17 protein-coding genes are annotated in these 18159 nt (G+C 59.6%); 7 read left to right on the top strand and 10 right to left on the bottom strand.

Going from position 1 to position 18159, the window contains the following annotated elements:
- On the top strand, positions 1–212 hold a 212-nt coding region (locus G7009_RS20940; protein ID WP_219856709.1), incomplete at its 5' end, for an electron transfer flavoprotein subunit alpha/FixB family protein.
- 55 nt (positions 213–267) lie between these two features.
- Here G7009_RS20940 and G7009_RS20935 read toward each other — a convergent pair.
- The 6 genes from G7009_RS20935 to G7009_RS20910 form a co-directional block, all read right to left on the bottom strand.
- Positions 268–1056 carry an IclR family transcriptional regulator gene (locus G7009_RS20935; protein WP_181132000.1) on the bottom strand — a complete coding sequence of 263 codons (789 nt, stop codon included), beginning with the start codon at positions 1054–1056 and terminating at the stop codon, positions 268–270.
- 122 nt (positions 1057–1178) lie between these two features.
- Complete coding sequence (locus G7009_RS20930) at positions 1179–2546, bottom strand: hypothetical protein (protein ID WP_258198011.1); 1368 nt, start codon at positions 2544–2546, stop codon at positions 1179–1181.
- Positions 2543–2974 carry a PaaI family thioesterase gene (locus tag G7009_RS20925; RefSeq protein ID WP_181131999.1) on the bottom strand — a complete coding sequence of 144 codons (432 nt, stop codon included), beginning with the start codon at positions 2972–2974 and terminating at the stop codon, positions 2543–2545. The genes G7009_RS20930 and G7009_RS20925 overlap by 4 nt, the downstream gene beginning before the upstream one ends.
- A gap of 195 nt (positions 2975–3169) precedes the next feature.
- Positions 3170–4354, bottom strand: a complete 1185-nt coding sequence (locus G7009_RS20920; protein WP_181131998.1) for an acetyl-CoA C-acyltransferase — start codon at positions 4352–4354, stop codon at positions 3170–3172.
- A 48-nt stretch (positions 4355–4402) separates the two neighbouring features.
- Positions 4403–6076 carry a long-chain-fatty-acid--CoA ligase gene (locus G7009_RS20915; RefSeq protein WP_181131997.1) on the bottom strand — a complete coding sequence of 558 codons (1674 nt, stop codon included), beginning with the start codon at positions 6074–6076 and terminating at the stop codon, positions 4403–4405.
- Positions 6077–6262: 186 nt separating this feature from the next.
- Complete coding sequence (locus G7009_RS20910) at positions 6263–7126, bottom strand: oxepin-CoA hydrolase, alternative type (protein ID WP_219856708.1); 864 nt, start codon at positions 7124–7126, stop codon at positions 6263–6265.
- Between the two features lie 102 nt (positions 7127–7228).
- On the opposite strand from G7009_RS20910, the gene G7009_RS20905 reads away from it, so the two are divergent.
- On the top strand, positions 7229–8122 hold the full coding sequence (locus G7009_RS20905; protein WP_181131996.1) for a LysR family transcriptional regulator: 894 nt from the start codon (positions 7229–7231) through the stop codon (positions 8120–8122).
- A 66-nt stretch (positions 8123–8188) separates the two neighbouring features.
- Here the strand turns inward: G7009_RS20905 and G7009_RS20900 are convergent, their stop codons facing one another.
- The 4 genes from G7009_RS20900 to G7009_RS20885 all read right to left on the bottom strand — a co-directional run bounded on the left by G7009_RS20900 (position 8189) and on the right by G7009_RS20885 (position 12766).
- A complete protein-coding gene (locus G7009_RS20900) occupies positions 8189–9208 on the bottom strand; it encodes an NAD(P)H-dependent flavin oxidoreductase (protein WP_181131995.1) in 1020 nt (339 codons plus the stop codon).
- 139 nt (positions 9209–9347) lie between these two features.
- Positions 9348–10622: an MFS transporter gene (locus G7009_RS20895; protein WP_181131994.1), complete on the bottom strand. Its 1275-nt coding sequence runs from the start codon at positions 10620–10622 to the stop codon at positions 9348–9350.
- 63 nt (positions 10623–10685) lie between these two features.
- Complete coding sequence (locus tag G7009_RS20890) at positions 10686–11840, bottom strand: acyl-CoA dehydrogenase family protein (RefSeq protein ID WP_181131993.1); 1155 nt, start codon at positions 11838–11840, stop codon at positions 10686–10688.
- A 59-nt stretch (positions 11841–11899) separates the two neighbouring features.
- Positions 11900–12766, bottom strand: coding sequence for an IclR family transcriptional regulator (locus G7009_RS20885; protein ID WP_181131992.1), 867 nt, complete (start codon positions 12764–12766; stop codon positions 11900–11902).
- 237 nt (positions 12767–13003) lie between these two features.
- On the opposite strand from G7009_RS20885, the gene G7009_RS20880 reads away from it, so the two are divergent.
- From G7009_RS20880 to G7009_RS20860, 5 genes are all read left to right on the top strand, one after another.
- Positions 13004–13789 carry an enoyl-CoA hydratase gene (locus G7009_RS20880; protein ID WP_181131991.1) on the top strand — a complete coding sequence of 262 codons (786 nt, stop codon included), beginning with the start codon at positions 13004–13006 and terminating at the stop codon, positions 13787–13789.
- Positions 13790–13792: 3 nt separating this feature from the next.
- The gene (locus G7009_RS20875; RefSeq protein WP_181131990.1) at positions 13793–15322 is read left to right on the top strand and encodes a 3-hydroxyacyl-CoA dehydrogenase; all 1530 of its coding nucleotides are present in this window, start codon (positions 13793–13795) and stop codon (positions 15320–15322) included.
- Positions 15323–15343: 21 nt separating this feature from the next.
- Complete coding sequence (locus G7009_RS20870; protein ID WP_181131989.1) at positions 15344–16546, top strand: 3-oxoadipyl-CoA thiolase; 1203 nt, start codon at positions 15344–15346, stop codon at positions 16544–16546.
- Positions 16547–16570: 24 nt separating this feature from the next.
- On the top strand, positions 16571–17809 hold the full coding sequence (locus G7009_RS20865) for a CaiB/BaiF CoA transferase family protein (RefSeq protein ID WP_181131988.1): 1239 nt from the start codon (positions 16571–16573) through the stop codon (positions 17807–17809).
- Positions 17810–17913: 104 nt separating this feature from the next.
- Entirely contained in the window at positions 17914–18027 is a 114-nt protein-coding gene (locus G7009_RS20860) for a TetR/AcrR family transcriptional regulator (RefSeq protein ID WP_258198014.1), read from the top strand.
- Positions 18028–18159: the final 132 nt, after the last annotated feature.

The raw sequence follows: 18159 nt of genomic DNA, 5'->3' as shown, positions 1-18159 counted from the left end.
TGCAGGTCGGCCAGACCGGCAAGATCGTCGCGCCGCAGCTGTACATCGCCGTCGGTATCTCCGGTGCCATCCAGCACCTGGCCGGCATGAAGGACTCCAAGGTGATCGTGGCGATCAACAAGGACGAGGAGGCGCCGATCTTCCAGGTAGCCGACTATGGCCTGGTGGGCGATCTGTTCGAGGCCGTCCCCGAATTGAGCAGCAGCCTGTAACGCAAAAAGCCGCCGGCACCAGAGTTGCCGGCGGCTTTCGAGATACCGCTGGGCGTCAGACGCCGAGGCTTTCGATATCCCGGGCCAGCATCACCAGTTGGTGGGCCAGGGAATTTTTGAGGGTATCGATCGGCAACTGGAAGTTAGGCGCACCACAGGTCAGCGCCATGATGCTGCCATCCGCCAGGCGCAGTGGAACGCCGGCGGCATTGACGTTGCGGTCCCATTCACCGAGTGACAGGCAAAAACCGAACTCCTCGTACTCGAGAAAAGACGACTTCAACGATGTCTCCAATGCTGGCCACTCGTCACCGGCCTTCGTGGCAATTTCATTGATCAAGTGCGCGCGCTCCTTTTCCGGGGTGGCCGCCAAGTAGGCACGACCAGCAGCCGTGGTGCTCAGGGGCAAGCGCGCGCCGGCTTCCATGCGCAGGCTGGCGACTTCCGGTGGACGGCAGCTTTCCACGTAGATCATCGACAGCCGGTCGCGGCAGGCAAGTCCGACGGTGGTATTGGTGCGGCGAACGAATTCGTCCATGAACGGCTTGGCCAACTGGCGGACCCGCAGGTTGCTGACGTACGCATATCCCAAGGCCAATACGCCGGAGTCGAGCTGGTACTTTTCCAAGTCCTGGTTATAGCTCAGGTAGCCGAGTTGGGTCAGGGTGTAGGTCAGGCGCGACACCGTAGCCTTTGGCAGACCGGTGATCCTTGCGATGTCCTGATTGCCACGGGTAACACTGCCGTGCGTGAACGCACGCAGCACCTCGAGCCCGCGGCTCAGGGCCTCGACGAATTTCCGATCCTTGGGCTCTTTCTCAGGTGTTTCGATTTCTTCAGTCATGGAGGCTCGTGTTGGCGGCGGGCGGGCACTAAAAGGGATAACCAGTTATTGCCAGTCTGGATAATGAATGGAGTGTAGTTTGGGCAGTAACGGTCTTGATTTCAATGCTGCTGCATGCAAAGTCACAGAGCGTGAATACATAATGAAACCGCGTTCCGCCAACCGGTCCATTGAACGAGCCACGAAAGCAGCAGTAAGGTCGGAATGGCGATGAGGGCAAAATAACCATTCCAGCTAAAGACTATTTTCCACGGCGAGGTGCTGGCGTTGCGCGCCAGGATCAGCACGGCGGGTCCAAAGGGTGACAGCAACATCGCGAGGGAAAAGGCGCAGACCAGAGTGACCGCAGGTCCCAGCGGATTGATGCCTGCCGTCTGCAACTGGGCCAACAGGCCGGCGCAGATGCTGATGGTGATGATGGGCGCAATGCCGATCAGGGCCATTCCGACAATGCCCAGCAAGGCTGCGCATTGCAGCAGGAATATCTGCGATGAGCCGCCTAGCAGGGGAGCCAGGTGATCCAACGAGAACAGTTGATTGAACAGCGCGCCGAAGAGCGCGGAGCAGGCGAAGATGAAGATCTCGTTACGCATGCCCGCCAAGTACTCCGCCAATTCATCGTAAGCCTTGCCTGGGCTTTCCAGGAACAACCAGCCGCTTACCAGACAGGGCACCACCACCAGCGCGGCCTGGGTGATGTTCAACCAGGTCAGGCTGGCCAACGCGACAATCGCAGCAATGCCCAGGGTTGTGCCGAGGACCAGCGGGTTGAGGGAGGTGGCGGGTACCTCCGGGATCTCGTCGCACAAGCTCTGCAAGTGACGGTTTTCCGTGCGCCAGCCAATTAGCATCAGCACCAGGGTGGCGACGGCGCCATAGGGCAGCAGGTCGGGCCAGGTCAGGCTCGGCACTTCGCGAGTGATGATTGCGACGACGATGCTGGTGGGCGCCATCAGGGGCACCAGGGCAAACCCTCGTATGGCGGCAGTCAGTACGCCGCGCCGGCCTTCGCGGTGCGCCGGGTGCTTGGCCGGGAAGTGCTGCAAGTAGCTGTGCAGGGTCGAGGACATCAGATTGAGCATGCCAAAACTCAAGATTGATCCCAGCCCCAATGCCGCCAGCAAATAGCGCGGATAGAACAGTGAACGGGGACCTTGCAGCAGGAACCGATGCAGCTCGTGTAACGAGGGCAAGCGCTTGACCAGACAGCCCACCAGGCCCAGCCCGCCAATGAAGGCGGCGTAATAAGCGGCTGCGCTGCTCATGCGCTGGACAGTGGGCAGATCGACCGGAGCCTTGACCAGCCAGATACCCAACAATGCCAAGGTGGCCAATCCCAGGCGCCGGGGATAGGGCATGAGCGAGTGCCAATGACGGATGAAGAACAACCCGAACAAGACGGCCGCGATCAGGCTGAACAGGGTGCTGCGTGTGCTCAGGGCGAGCAGTTCACTGAGCAGGGCCAGCGGCAGCAGGCGTGTCAGCTTCATGCGGGCGCATGGCGTAGGCGGCTGCGTTTGAAAACGCCTTCGGCGCTGGCAAGCAGATTGCCCTCGGCATCGAGCAGATCGCAAGACGCCATGTAGATTTTCGGCCCGCCGCCTCGCAAACGGGCAATGGCCCTGACCCGGCTGCCAGGTGGCGCGGAGGCGACGTAGTTGATATTCAGTGACAAGGTCAGCGACAGGCGCCATTGAGCGGGATCGGCGTGCCACGTGCCGCACATGCCCATGGCTGCGTCAGCCATCGAGGCAATCACGCCACCGTGCAGGTTGCCGGCCTGGTTGAGGTGTTCGGGACGAACCTGCAGCGTAATGATCGTGCATGCCTGGCCATATTCGAGTAGTTCAAGGCCTAAATAAACGGCGAAGCCACTGAACATTTCCTTGAGATCGATTGCAGGCGATAAACCGGTCATGGGGCGTTCTCTTGTTGTTATTAAATAACGCGTCTGAGTGGCCGCGATCCGGGCGGCTGCGATTAGAGGCGCGAGTGCTTGTCCACACAGCGAGTTCGGCACTATTTGCGGCTGATGAGACTGACGTTTTCAGTATTTCTTCCTGTAGCCGCCATCGAGCGAAATGAGGCTGCGCTAGCGGCTATAGGGCACAGGTCAGACGACTTCAAACAGCCCGGCAGCCCCTTGTCCACCACCGATGCACATTGTCACCACCACATACTTCGCACCACGGCGTTTGCCTTCTATCAGGGCATGTCCGGTCAGGCGTGAGCCAGTAACGCCGAAGGGGTGGCCGATGGAGATCGAGCCGCCATTGACGTTCATTTTCTCCAGTGGAATTCCAAGCCGTTCACGGCAATAAATCACTTGCGAGGCAAAGGCTTCGTTGAGCTCCCACAGGTCGATATCCTCGATTTTCAAGCCGTTGCGTTGTAGCAGGCGCGGGATCGCGTAGACCGGGCCGATGCCCATTTCATCGGGCTCGCAGCCGGCGACCGCAAAACCACGGAAGATGCCCAGGGGTTCGATGTTGTTGCGCTCGGCGTACAGGCTGTCCATGACCAGGCAGACTGACGCCCCGTCGGAGAGTTGGCTGGCATTGCCGGCCGTGACAAACTGACCGGCACCGCGCACAGGTTCGAGTCCGGCCAGGCCCTCCAGGGTGGTGGATGGACGATTGCACTCGTCTTGGGTGAGGGTCACTTCCTTTTCGCTGACCTCGCCGCTGAGCTTGTCCTTGACCAGCATCTGGGTGGTGAACGGGACGATCTCGTCATCGAACAGGCGGTCGGCTTGGGCGACGGCGGTGCGTTGCTGGCTGAGCAGGGCGTATTCGTCCTGGGCCTCGCGGCTGATGCCATAGCGGTGGGCAACGATGTCGGCGGTTTCGATCATCGACAGATAGAGCTCAGGCTTGTGCTTCACCAGCCATGGATTGCGTAAGCCATGAACGTTGAGTTTGTCGTTCTGTAGCAGGCTGATGGACTCGACGCCGCCAGCGATCATCGCCGGGACTTTCTCCGAGATAATGCGCTGGGCGGCCAGGGCGATGGCTTGCAGGCCCGAACTGCAGAACCGGTTGATCGACAGGCCCGCGGTCGAGGTGCTCAGGCCGCCACGAATGGCCGCCAGGCGCGCCATGTTTTTGCCCTGGGCGCCTTCATGGAAGGATGCGCCGAGAATCACATCCTCAACCAGCTGCGGATCAATGCCGGCCCGGGCCACGGCATGGCGAATCACATGTCCGGCCAGGTCGATGCTGTGGGTGTTGTTCAGAGCGCCACGGTAGGATTTTCCCAACGCCGTGCGTGCGGTCGAGACGATAACTGCGTCAGACATCAATCAGGTTCCTGTGCAGGTAATAGGAGAATGATCGCTCTGCGAGCGCTATGAGTTCACTGCCGCGCACCGGGACCACTCTTCGTCCTGCAACTGGCGCCAGAGCAGCTTGCCGGAAGCCGACTGCGCCAGATGCGAGCGGAATTCGATGGAGGAGGGCACCTTGTAGGCCGCCATATTGTCCTTGCACCACTCAATGATGGCGGCGGCGCTAGTGCCCTGGTGTCCGAGATGCAGGGTCACCAATGCCTTCACGGTTTCGCCCCGGCGTTGATCGGGGGAAGAGATGACGCAACACTGGCTGATCGCAGGGTGTCGGTACATCAGGCTCTCGACCTCCGATGGCCAGACCTTGTAGCCAGAGGCATTGATCATTCGCTTGATCCGATCGACCATGAAGAAGTAGCCCTCTTCGTCGTAGTAGCCAAGGTCACCGGTGCGTAGAAAGCGTTTGCCGTTCAACTCGATAAAGGCCTTTTCAGTTTCCTCCGCGAGCTTCCAATAGCCCTTGAACACCTGTGGCCCATGACAGACGATTTCTCCCACCTCATTGGGCTGCAGCTCTTGACCGGTGGTACTGTCGATCACCCGTGAATCCACGTCGAACGCCGGAATACCCAGGCATTGCGATTTACTGCGCGCTTTGGGATTCATATGCGTAGCGGCCATGGTTTCTGACAAGCCGTAACCCTCGATATAGTCCAGCCCGAACAGCTGCTTGAGCCTTTCCTTGACTGGGCCGGGCATGGCTGCGCCACCACCGCCAATATTCCTCAGACTGGAAAGATCGAAGCGCTCGAGATTGTCTTGAGTCAGAAAATCCACCGCCATGGTGACGATGTTGGACCAGCAGCTGACGCGGTAGCGCTGCATCAACTCGGCTGCGACCTCGCGGTTCCAGCGGGTCATGATCACCATGCAAGCGCCAATGAAAATCGGCCCGTTCATTGATGATTGCATGCCGGCAACGTGGAACAGCGGCAGAGTGGCGAGTATTACGTCCTCGCAGTTGAGCAGCAGCCAGGTCTGACGCTGAACGGCAGTCGCCATCACCGAGCGGTGAGTATGAACGCAACCCTTGGGGACACCGGTGGTGCCGGAGCTGTAAACCATTGCGCAATGGTCATCCGGACCACTGAGGTGCGGACCGGGGCGCTGCCCGCAATCGAGCGCGGTCTGCCACTCGACTACGCCGGGTGCTAGTGCGATTGCCGCCTCGACCCGCAGCTCTGGTGCCAAGGGTAGGTCGGTGCTGCTGCGCAGGTACTGGGAATAAGCCGTGATGACCACTTGCTGAAGCTGGAAGCGGCCAATCATGGGTGTGATAAAGGGCGCGAGATCCTGGGCACACACCATCATGCGCGCCTCGGTGTCCGCCAAATAGTGTTCCAGCTCGGCGGCGCGGCTCATGGGGTTCAACGGCACCACCATGGCGTCGGCGCGCAGCACAGCGTAGTAGGTGATGATGAACTGTGGAGAGTTCTGCATGCACAGCAGCACGCGGTCTCCACGCTTGACTCCCTGGGACTGGAAATAGCCTGCCAGGCGTTCGACTTCGTCGAGCAACTGGGAATAGCTGATGAGCGTGTCGTAGTAGATGATCGCCGTCTTGTCAGGGTAGCGCCTGGCGGACGTCTCCAGGTTGCGGAAGAGGCTGGTGACCGGAAGCGTCAGGTGGTGGGGTAAATCCTTGGGCCAGTAAGGGAGATGACGGTTGAACATTCTAAGAACCCTTATTGTGTTTGGACTTGGGTTAATCGATGTGCCTGAGGTTTTTTATCGCTTTAGCAGCGATATTCGCATATTGGATTCGCAGAGGTCAAATTATCGGAATGTAGTTCCGCATAGTGAAACAGTGTTCTGATATGTGACACACCTCAAGCTTGAGGTCGGTAACTGGGCGTGGGCTCAACAGCGGGTCTTGGCGCCGTTCTGACGCAGGCGTGAAAAGTCAGTCGGACGTTTAGCCAGGAAGGCACTGATGCCTTCAGCTGCTTCGTCGTCGCCCAATGACTGGACCATGTGCCGGGCTTCCAGCTCGAGTTGTTCCTCGAGCGTCGCCCAGCTGGCATGACGGCAGAGCTCTTTGATGCGCCCCATCGCCCGTTGTGGACCGTTGGCAGTGCTGGTCGCCAGGGCAATGGCCACTGAACAGGCCTCCCCGGTGTCGACCAAGCAATTAATGGCGCCCAGGGAATGCAGGCGTTCGCCGCTGATGCGTTCGCCCGTCAGGCATAGCTCTGTCAATACCTGCCGGGAGACAAACTCAGAGAGGAAGGCGGTTGCACCGCCATCAGGCGTGAGGCCAACCTTTACGTATGCGACCGAGAACGAGGCGTCACGCGCGGCGACCAACATGTCGCAGGCCAGCGCAATCGACAGGCCGGCACCGGCCGCCGCACCCTCGACCGCGGCAATCACCGGTTTGCTGCAGTTCTGGATTGCGCGAATCAGGTCATGCAGGGCTTCGAGGTTCCTCCGGCGAGCTGGCGGCGTCATCGTGCGTCGCGAGGCCAGGCGGTTCAGGTCCCCTCCCGCGCAGAATGTTCCCCCTATGCCGGTCAAGACGATTGCGCCAATCTCCGGGTCGGCCTGGGCGTAGGCCAGCCGTTCGGGGAGCGCTGTGTAGAAGTCGGGGGTCAGGGCGTTGCGTGCAGCCGGATTGTTGTTTGACAGCACTAGCACCGGACCATCGCGGTGCACAAGAATCGGTTCATTCATCACTTTAACTCCAGGCCGGCGCCAGCTGCGCCGGTGGTGATAGGGCTTCATTGCCCAGTGGCTGCATCGCTACCAATTATTCTGAGGTAAAACTTTATTGACAATTACACTTCTCGTTGACAGCCTGTTCAAAATCCTTTGACAAACCACGCCATGGATCTGAAGTCCCTCACCCTGCTGGTGGAAATCATCGATGCCGGCAACCTTAGCGAAGCGGCGAGGCGGCTCAAGGTCAGCCGTGCCAACGTCAGTTATCACCTGAGCCGGCTGGAACAATCGATCGGGTTGCAATTGGTGCGGCGCACCACGCGCCGCATAGAGCCGACCGAAATCGGTTTGCGCCTGTATGAACATGGTCGAAGCATTCAGAACGAGTTGCTGGCGGCGCAGGAATCGATTTCGACATTGGGCCAGAGCCTGCAGGGCAGGGTGCGCATCAGTGTGCCGAGCGGCTATGGCCAATTGGTGATGTCGAGCTGGTTGCTCGATTTCAAGCGGCTCTATCCAGGGATTGTGCTCGACGTCATGTTCGAAAACCGCGTCGAAGACTTGATGCGCGATGAGGTGGATATCGCGGTCAGGGTGATGTCAGAGCCACCGCAGAACCTGGTCGCGCGTGATTTGGGAACAGTCCGCTACGTGGCCTGCGTGACCCCAGCCTATGCCCAGGCCAACGGTTTGCCTGGGCAACTCGACGAGCTGCGTACCGCGCCGTTGATCACAGCCGCTGTAGTAGGCCGGCAATTGCGGATAGCCGCCTACCTGGCTGAAGAGCGCCACGAAGTGACGCTTGAGCCGACGCTGATTTCCGAGAACTTCCCGTTTTTGCGCCAGGCCGTTCTGGCAGGCCTGGGGGTGGGGGTGGTCCCTGATTATGTCGTCCAGGATGACCTGCGTAATGGCACGCTCATCACCGCCCTGAGCGCCTGGCGGTTGAGTATTTTCGGCACGAACATGTACATGCTGTATATGCCCAACCATCACCACACACGAGCGACTTCGACCTTTATCGATTTCATCCTTGCCCAGGCAAGATCGAACGGCTGAACCGATTCGACCCTTCCCTCAGCATGCACAGACCGCACTTGCCCAAGCGCGGTCTGTGCTGCCCCTCTAGTAATGCGCTGGGGAGCGAAGTTCATCTGGACTTGCCGTCGTCCTGGCGATGGCGGAGGTGATACCCAGTCGGTGGCGTGCGGCCTGATATTCTTGCTTGAAGCGTTCGATCAGGTCTGCCGCAGGCACCACCTCCTTGACTGCGCCAACGCCCTGGCCTGCGCCCCAGATATCCTTCCACGCTTTGGCTTTCGCTGTCCCGGAGCCGAAATTCATTTTAGATGGGTCGGAGGCAGGCAATGCTTCTGGGTCAAGGCCGCTGTTGACGATGCTTTGTCTCAGGTAGTTGCCATGGACGCCGGTAAAGAGATTGGAATAGACAATATCGGCGGCCGAGCTCTCGACGATCATTTGCTTATAGGCATCCAATGCATTGGCCTCGGCAGTGCCTATGAACGCCGAGCCGATGTAGGCCAGGTCAGCACCGGCCGCTTGAGCAGCGAGAATGGCATTCCCGTTCGATATAGCGCCTGAGAGCAACAGCGGGCCATCAAACCATTCACGAATCTCATGGAGGAGTGCGAAGGGTGAAATCTTCCCCGCATGCCCACCCGCGCCTGCCGCCACTGCAATGAGGCCATCGGCACCTTTTTCAATGGCTTTTTTCGCGTAGGCATTGGTGATGACATCATGCAGTACGATGCCGCCGTACGCATGCACGGTTTCATTCACGTCTTCGCGGGCGCCTAATGAAGTAATGATGATTGGCACTTTGTATTTCTCGCAAAGCGCCAGGTCATGTTCGAGGCGATCATTGGATTTGTGCACTATCTGGTTGACCGCAAATGGAGCGGCCGGACGATCGGGATGCAGGGCATCATATTCGGCCAGCTCTGTCGTGATTCGATCCAGCCATTGCTCCAAGACAGGCGCTGGGCGGGCATTCAAGGCCGGGAAGGAACCCACTACGCCCGCCTTGCACTGCGCGATCACAAGGTCTGGGTTGGAAATGATAAACATGGGCGAACACATGACTGGAAGCGCCAGGCGGTCTTTCAACAGGGAAGGCAGAGACATGGAAGCTCCAAGGAATCGAATGATAAAGACCAGAGAATCCGGCTGACGACGAAGGTTCTCTAGAGACTCCCGCCAGCTGCAGATTAGAGATCGACGCCTCCGTTGATCATGGCTACGTCGTTCCTCTCCAGCGTGCGGATCATTGCTTTTGTGGATCGAATTGCTTGTCTCGGATCAACAGCGCGGGAATCACACCGCAGATGAAGTAGGCCGCGCCCATCACCAGGAAACCAACGCCGATCGAGCCGTGGGAGGCGAGGAAACCGATGGCTGCCGGAGCGATCGCGGCGCCCAGGCGTCCAATGTTGTAGGCGCCGCCCACAGCCGATCCGCGGAATTTGGCTTCGAAGCTTTCAGTCATGTAGGTCGCATTCACCCCATATGGAATGCCATACAGGAATCCGAACACCACCAGCATCCAGAGGATATTTTCCGGGCTTTGGAAGAGCACGATGACAGGCAGGAAGACCGCGGTACCCAGTGCCCCAAAGGCGAACACGGTACGACGTCCCAGTTTGTCAGCCGCAAGGCCGGCGAGAATCTTGCCGAGGATCATGGCGGTGTAGGTGCCGACCATGTAGCTGGTCATGGACTTGAGGTTCAGGCCCAGTTCACCTTCAAGGTAGGACGGCAACCAGTTGTTCACACCGTAGTAGCCAAATTGCAGGAAGCCGGCCGTCAAGGCCCAGGCGATGAACATGCCGCGGGCCTGCGGATCCGCGAAGATCAGCTTGTATTTGCTTTCGTGTTTTTCAGCGGTGGCCTGCTTGAAGCCATCGACTTTTTTCCGGGCGCGCTCGGCCTGGGCATTGATCCAGGCTTGCGGCTCCGGAACAAGACGCTGCATCACCAACGCCAGGATCACCGGGACGATCGCGATGTAGAACAGCCAGCGCCAGCCATGGATCGGCAAGATCCAGCCGGCCAGCAGGGTGGCGACGATATAGCCCACTGACCAACCGGCTTGCAGGGTGCCCAGTACCGTTGTGCGGTAGCGGGTGGGAACGTATTCGGCCATCAGGGTGTTACACGCCACGTACAAGGCCCCAATCCCCAGTGATGAGACAAAACGAGTGATCGCGAACTGCCAATAGCTCTGCGTCAGGCCCAGTACCGCCGTGCCAACGGAAAAAAGCACGATACTCCAGACCACCGTTTTCACCCGACCAAAACGATCGCATGCCCAGCCACCGTAGATGCCGCCGATGGCCATGCCCGCCAAGGTGAAGCTGCCAAGGCTACCGGCCTCGACGCTGGTCAAGCCAAATTCAGCCTTGAGGCTGCTTAGGCTGTAGGACAGCAACATCAGATCGGCGCCGTCTATGAGCAATCCCAGGAAGCAGAAAATGAATACCAGCACCCACGTGCCGGTTTTGGCTGGCGCAAGCGCACCGGCCTTAGCAGCAACATTCATAGCATTACCTTTATTGTATTTATAGGAAACAGGAATTGGCGGCTGACCTGCAGGTGCCAGACCTCAGCCTTGGGCGTCGCGGATCATGTTGCGGGCGATGACCACCTGCTGGATCTGGGTGGTGCCTTCGTAGATGCGGAACAGGCGGACATCCCGATAGAAGCGTTCGATCGCGTACTCACTGACGTACCCTGCGCCCCCATGGATCTGCACGCAGCGATCGGCCACCCGCCCGCACATCTCGGTGGAGAACATCTTGGCGCAGGACGCTTCGGTGCTGACATTGCGGCCGTCGTCACGCTTGCGGGCGGCGTCGAGCACCATGCAGCGGGCCGCATAGATCTCAGCCTTGCTGTCGGCCAGCATGGCCTGGATGAGTTGGAATTGCGCAATGGGCTTGCCGAATTGCGTGCGCTCCAGCGCATAGCGCAAGGCATCGTCTAGCATGCGCTCGGCGGCGCCTACGCTCAGGGCGGCGATATGCAACCGACCTTTGTCGAGCACTTTCATTGCAGTCTTGAAGCCAACGCCTTCGACGCCACCGATCAGTTGACTGGCGGGCACCCTCACGTTTTCGAAAATCACGTCGCAGGTATGCGCGCCTTTGTGGCCCATCTTGTGGTCCGGCTTGCCTAGGGAAACGCCCGGTGTGCCGCGCTCGACAATAAAGGCACTGATGCCACCGGCGCCTTTGATTTCGGGATTGGTGCGCGCCATCACCGTGTAGATACCGGCATGCGGGGCATTGGTGATGAAGCGCTTGGTGCCATTGAGGATATAGCTGTCGCCATCGCGCACAGCGCTGGTTTTGAGCGAGGCGGCATCCGAGCCTGCGTCCGGTTCGGTCAGGCAGAAGGAACTGAGCAGTTCGCCGCTGGCCAGTTTGGGCAGGTAGTACTGCTTCTGCGTGTCAGTGCCGTCCAGCAGGATACCGATGGAGCCGATCCCATTGTTGGTCCCGATGTAGGAGCGGAACGCCGGCGATGTGCGGCCGAGCTCAAAGGCGATGTTGACCTCTTCTTCCATGGTCACGCCCAAACCACCGAACTCCTCGGGAAGCGTCAGGCCGAACAGACCCATCTCCCGCATCTGCTCGACGATGTCATGGGGAATCGAATCGGTCTCGGCCACTTCGTTCTCACGGGGAATCAGCACCTCGTCGACAAACTGATGCAGCGAGTCGAGCAGAAGCTGAAGGGTCTCGGTGTCACGGATCATGTGCGCTCCTCATGGCTCGCAAGCGAGCCGGTTTTTTGGGGCGCCGTGACTGCCGTGTGTCAGCGAGCCGCGACGCCGATATTGTTGACCATGTTGATCAGGCGCGGGCCGATATCGTCCACCAGGTTTTCACGTGGCAGCTGAAAGCTCGGCCCACCGCAGTTGAAGGTCAGCAACCCGTACTGCGGGTGAAGCAGCGGCACGGCAACGGAATTGACGTCGCGGTGCCACTCGCCGATCGACAGGCAGAAGCCGTAGTCGGCAAAATCCCTGAACGCCCGGTCCAGACCCTTGCGGATGGCAGGCCAGTGCTCCGATTCGCGTTGACGAATGTGATCGAGCAGGAATTCCCGCTCGGTTTCCGGCATCGCCGCAAGGCAGGCGCGTCCCACTGAGCTCTGCGCCAACGGCAGGTAGCTGCCGATCTGTCTGCGCATGGTCATGTTGCCTTGGCCCTGGACCACATCCAGGTACACCATTTGAAGGCGATCACGGGCAGCCATGGCGACGGCAGCCTTGGCGTGATTCGCCAGCTCCTCCATCAAGGGGTGGGCCACCGTGCGAATGGCCAGATTCGACAGCATGGCGTAGCCGAAGCCGAGCACCCCGACATCCAGTTGATACTTGCCTGAATGCACTTCGCGCTTGAGGCAGCCAAGGCGCATCAATGTGTTGGTCAGACGGGTGACAGTCGGCTTGGGTAAGCCGGTCATCCTGGCCAACTCCTGATTACCCAATACGTTGTCGCGCGGGGTAAAACACCTCATCAGCTCAAGCCCACGCGCCAGTGCCGTCACGAACTGGCCACTGTTTTCCTCTTCGCTCATTGCGTTTGCCGGATCGAGCATGCCCATTTTCAGCAGGCCTATTTCATCGGGACCACTCAGCGTGTCCGCCGCACTTGGGATGGCCTTGTTGCGTTCCATGTTAGAACCTCGATTCTGAGAAATGCAAGAAAATAAAATATAGTTTCGTATAGCGAAACTATAGATGAAGCCTCTCTTAAAAGCCACCAAGACCAATAAATTTTATTAATACGTTGATTTATAAGGACTTATTAATAATTTATCGATTGCTTGTTTACAGGGCTTTTCGAGCGAACCTATGATTGAACATAGATTCGGTACGCAGTTTCGTATAGCGAAACAATATTAGGAGTACATATGGACACCCCACCCGAGCCAGTCGTGACGTTGGATATTCGTGATGATGGCGTTGCCATTGTGTGCATCTCGCGTCCCGAAGCGAAAAATGCACTTAACACGGCCGTACGTGAGCAGCTGGCCATGCACTTCCTGACGTTGGCCGCTGAGGTCCGGGTGCGGGCTATTGTCCTGACCGGCGCAGAGCAATGCTTCGTCGCCGGTGCCGATATCCGCGAGTTCGCCGAGGCGAGCCCCATCGAGATGTACCGTCGACATACCGAATGCCTGTGGGAAGCGATCAGTCGTTGCCCGAAGCCTGTAATCGCCGCCGTGAACGGTTTCGCCCTGGGGGGCGGCTGCGAATTGGCCATGCACTGCGACATCATCGTTGCTGGCGAGTCGGCGCGCTTCGGCCAACCCGAGGTGAAACTGGGCTTGATGCCAGGTGCCGGGGGGACCCAACGACTCATCCGCGCGGTTGGCAAGTTCCAGGCGATGCGGATCGCACTGACGGGGTGTCTGGTGCCGGCGCCTCAAGCGCTTGCCATTGGCATGGTCAGTGAGGTCGTGAGCGATCATCTTACGTTGCCGCGCGCACTTGAACTGGCCGCGGAAATCGCCGCGTTGCCGGCATTGGCGATCGCGCAGATCAAGGAAGTCATGCTGGCGGGGGCCGACCTGCCACTGGACAGCGCGCTGGCCCTTGAGCGCAAAGCGTTTCAGCTGTTGTTCGATTCGAAGGATCAGAAGGAGGGCGCTCGTGCCTTTCTGGAGAAACGTAAAGCCAGCTTTGCAGGGGAGTGACTCATGACACGTGTGATCAACCAGATGGCGATTGTCGGCGCGGGCGTGATGGGGACCGGTATCGCCCAGATTGCGGCCCAGGCGGGCATACAAGTGATACTGTTCGACAATCGGGATGGCGCTGCCCAAGCGGCCCGGAATAACTTGCACAAGACGCTGGAAAAGCTCGCGAGCAAGGGCAAGATGACCCATGACCAAGCACACAGCGCCCTTGAGCAGGTGCGGGTAGCCACTTCGCTGATGGATCTCAAAGAGGTCGATCTGGTGGTCGAGGCGATCGTCGAGCGTCTGGATGCCAAGCAGGCACTGCTGGCGCAGCTTGAGGCGGTGGTCGCCGTGGAATGCCTATTGGCCACCAATACCTCGTCGCTGTCGGTGACCAGCATCGCTCGTGGATGCCAGCACCCCGAACGCGTGGCGGGCTTTCACTTCTTCAATCCGGTACCGCTGATGAAGGTGGTGGAAGTGATCGACGGTCTGGCCACCGATCCGAAGGTCGGGGACTGCCTGCAGGCGTTGGCGACTCGCATGGGCCATCGCGGAATTCGGGCCAAGGACACGCCAGGTTTCATCATCAATCACGCCGGACGCGCCTATGGCACCGAAGCGCTACAGATACTTAAGGAAGGCGTCGCCGAACCCGCCGAGGTCGATCGCATCCTGCGCGAGGGGCTGGGTTTTCGCATGGGACCGCTGGAGCTGTTCGACCTGACCGCGCTGGATGTCTCTCATCCGGTGATCGAGTCGATCTATAACCAATTCTACCAGGAGCCGCGCTATCGCCCGGCAGCCCTTACCCGGCAGATGTTGGAGGCGGGGTATATCGGTCGTAAGGTGGGGCGCGGCTTCTACCAATACGTCGACGGGCAGATGATAGACCCGCCGGCGGCACAGGCGGTGCCGCGGGTCGACGCACTGCCCCCTGTATGGCTCGGTACCGAGCGCGAAGAGGACCGCGCTGACCTGAACCTGTTGCTTGAAACGCTTGGCGCGCGGGTAGAGCAGGGTAGTCAGCCGAGCAGCGAAGCGTTGTGCTTGCTCGCCCCCTATGGCCTGGATGCCACCACGGCTGCTGGACGATTCGCCACCGATCCTGCGCGTACGGTGTGTATTGATCTGCTGGTGGACCTCGGTCGGCATCGCACGCTGATGCCGACGCCCGCTACCCGAGATGACATGCGCCAAGCCGCACATGCGTTGCTGGCGCGTGATGGGGTCGGTGTCAGCATGATCAATGACAGCGTGGGCTTCGTCGCTCAGCGCGTGCTGGCAATGATCGTCAACCTCGCGTGTGACATCGTCCAGCAACGTATCGCCAGCGTCGATGACCTGGACGAAGGCGTGCGCCGCGGCCTGGGTTATCCGCAAGGTCCCTTGGCCTGGGGCGACAGTGTAGGTGCTGAACGCCTGCTGACCATTCTTGAACGCATGACCGAGCTGACCGGGGATCCGCGTTATCGGCCAGGCCCTTGGCTGCGCCGCCGAAGCATACTTAGCCTGTCGCTGCGTCACAGTGAACCCACCTTCAACTGACCTCCACATTCAGGATATTCCATGCTTGATGCCTATATCTTCGCGGGGTTGCGTACCCCTTTCGGTCGACACGGCGGCGCACTGGCGTCGGTACGTCCGGATGATCTTGTGGCTCACGTCATCCACGAACTGCTCGCCCGTCATGCCATTGCCGGTGACGCCATCGAGGACGTGATCCTGGGCAACACCAATCAGGCGGGGGAGGATAGCCGTAACATCGCGCGCCATGCCGCGCTGCTCGCCGGATTGCCTGTCACGGTGCCCGGTCAGACCGTCAATCGGCTATGCGCCAGCGGGCTGGCGGCAGTGATCGATGCTGCCCGTGCGGTCACCTGCCAAGAAGGTGAGTTGCTTATCGCCGGAGGGGTGGAGAGCATGTCCCGCGCGCCCTTCGTCATGGCAAAGGCCGAAGCGGCCTACAGCCGCGAACTGAGCGTGTTTGACAGCACCATCGGAGCGCGTTTTCCCAACCCGAAAATCGTCGCTGAGTTTGGTAATGACAGCATGCCGCAGACTGGGGACAACGTGGCCCACGAATATGGCATCGACCGCGAACAAGCGGACGTTTTCGCGGCGCGCTCCCAGGCGCTGTATGAAGCAGCGCGTCAGTCCGGTTTTTTCGCGCAGGAGCTGCTTGCGGTCTCTGTGCCCACAGGGCGCAAGACAACGCCCAATTGGTTCGAACAGGATGAACATCCTCGTCCGCAATCCGATCTGGCCGCTTTGGCGCGGCTCAAACCCTTGTCAGAAGGTGGTGTAGTCACGGCTGGCAACGCTTCGGGTGTCAACGACGGCGCCGCCGCCTTGCTGATCGGTTCGAAGGCTGCCGGCGAACAGCATGGCCTGGTGCCGATGGCCCGTATCCTTTCTGCCGCGGCCGCGGGCGTAGCGCCACGTATCATGGGCGTGGGTCCGGTGGACGCGATCAACAAAGCCTTGGATCGGGCCGGCCTCAAGCTTGCGGACATGGACATCATCGAAATCAACGAAGCATTCGCCAGCCAGGTGCTCGGTTGTTTGAAAGGCCTTGGCGTCGCCTTCGATGACCCGCGGGTGAACCCTAATGGTGGCGCGATCGCGGTCGGCCATCCTCTGGGAGCGTCAGGCGCACGCTTGGCGCTGAGTACCGCTCGTGCCTTGCAACAGAGCGGCAAGCGCTACGCGGTCGTCAGTCTGTGCATTGGTGTCGGCCAAGGGTTGGCAATGGTGATCGAGCGCGTTTGAGCGCATTGAGCGAAGGTAGGTGAAATGGGAGCTTTGACTGGATACCGCGTGCTCGATCTGAGCCGTGTGCTGGCAGGTCCTTGGTGCGGCCAGACGTTGGCTGATCTGGGAGCCGAAGTGATCAAGATTGAACGGCCTGGCGTGGGAGACGACACCCGCGGCTGGGGGCCGCCCTGGATGAACGACGAGTCCGACGAGCCGACTCAGGAGGCGTCCTACTACCAGTCCACCAACCGCGGCAAGCTATCGGTGGCACTTAACCTGGCCACGCCCGACGGTCAGGAAATGGTGCGTGCCCTGGCCACCAGCTGTGACGTGCTGATCGAAAACTACAAGGCCGGTTCGTTGGCTAAATACGGACTGGACTATGCCAGCCTGTCGCAGCTCAATCCGCGCCTGGTCTACTGTTCGGTAACGGGTTTCGGACAAACCGGACCGCGTGCGGCCGAGCCGGGCTACGACTTCATCATCCAGGGCATGGGCGGGCTCATGAGCATTACCGGTGAGCGCGATGATCTGCCCGGCGGCGGACCGCAGAAAGTCGGTGTGGCGTTTTCCGACCTGATGACTGGGTTGTATTCGACGGTCGCCATTCAAGCCGCGCTGCTCAGCCGGGAAAAAACCGGCCTGGGACAGCACATCGACATGGCACTGCTGGATGTGCAGGTCGCGACCCTGTGCAACCAGAGCCAGAACTACCTGGCCACTGGCAAGCCGCCGGGGCGCTATGGCAATGCCCACGCGAATATCGTTCCATACCAGGTGTTCCGCGCCAATGATCGCGATTTCATCATCGCCTGCGGAAACGACAGCCAGTTCATCGCCCTTTGCCAAGCCATTGGGCTACCTGACCTTCCCCAAGACCCGCGTTTCGCACGCAACACGAATCGGGTGGCCCACCGCGAGGCGCTTGTCGGCATCCTGTCGCAACATTTTCTCGGTGATTGCGCCGATGCCTGGGTGCGGCAGATTCATCCGCAAGGCGTTCCGGTCGGGGCGATCAACAGCATCGCCCAGGCGCTGGACGAGCCTCAGGTGAAGGCGCGCGACATGCTGGTGAATATTCCTCATCCGCGTAAAGCTAGCTTCGTCACGGTCGGCAGTCCCATCAAACTGTCCGGCACCCCGGTGGAGTACCTGCGCCCGGCGCCCATGTTGGGCGAGCATACCGACGAGGTCCTCAAGCGTCACTTGGGGCTCGATGATGAGCGGCTAACCGAATTAAAATCCCGCGGGGTGATCGAGCAGCTAGGCGCTGACTGATTTTTGATACCCGGAGCAGTTGGATGTTCTGGTTATAGCTCCTGAGTTTGCCAAGAAGTGCTGCCAAGCTGCGGGCTGGCCTTGCGTCATCCTTGCTCGTTGGTATGGTGGTCAGCCGACGCGTCATCGGTGTGCCGATCCTGGTTGCTGCAGACCATGAAGAACTGGTGAAGATCATCGGTCCAGCCATTCAGAAAATTCTGGTGCCCGAGAGCTGATTGATTCACCACGGCCGGAAGCTTCACAACGATCTGCCCATGCATTGGAGGAGGGGAACGCATGGCCAAATTTTCTGCCGCCAGTTTCAAAACAGCCCACCTCGAAATATTACTTGGCCAGACTGCCGCTGT

Source organism: Pseudomonas capeferrum, assembly GCF_013523055.1.
GTDB classification, from domain to species: domain Bacteria; phylum Pseudomonadota; class Gammaproteobacteria; order Pseudomonadales; family Pseudomonadaceae; genus Aquipseudomonas; species Aquipseudomonas capeferrum_A.
The sequence above is the reverse complement of the archived record's forward strand: the minus strand, read 5'-3'. Positions and strand labels throughout refer to the sequence as shown.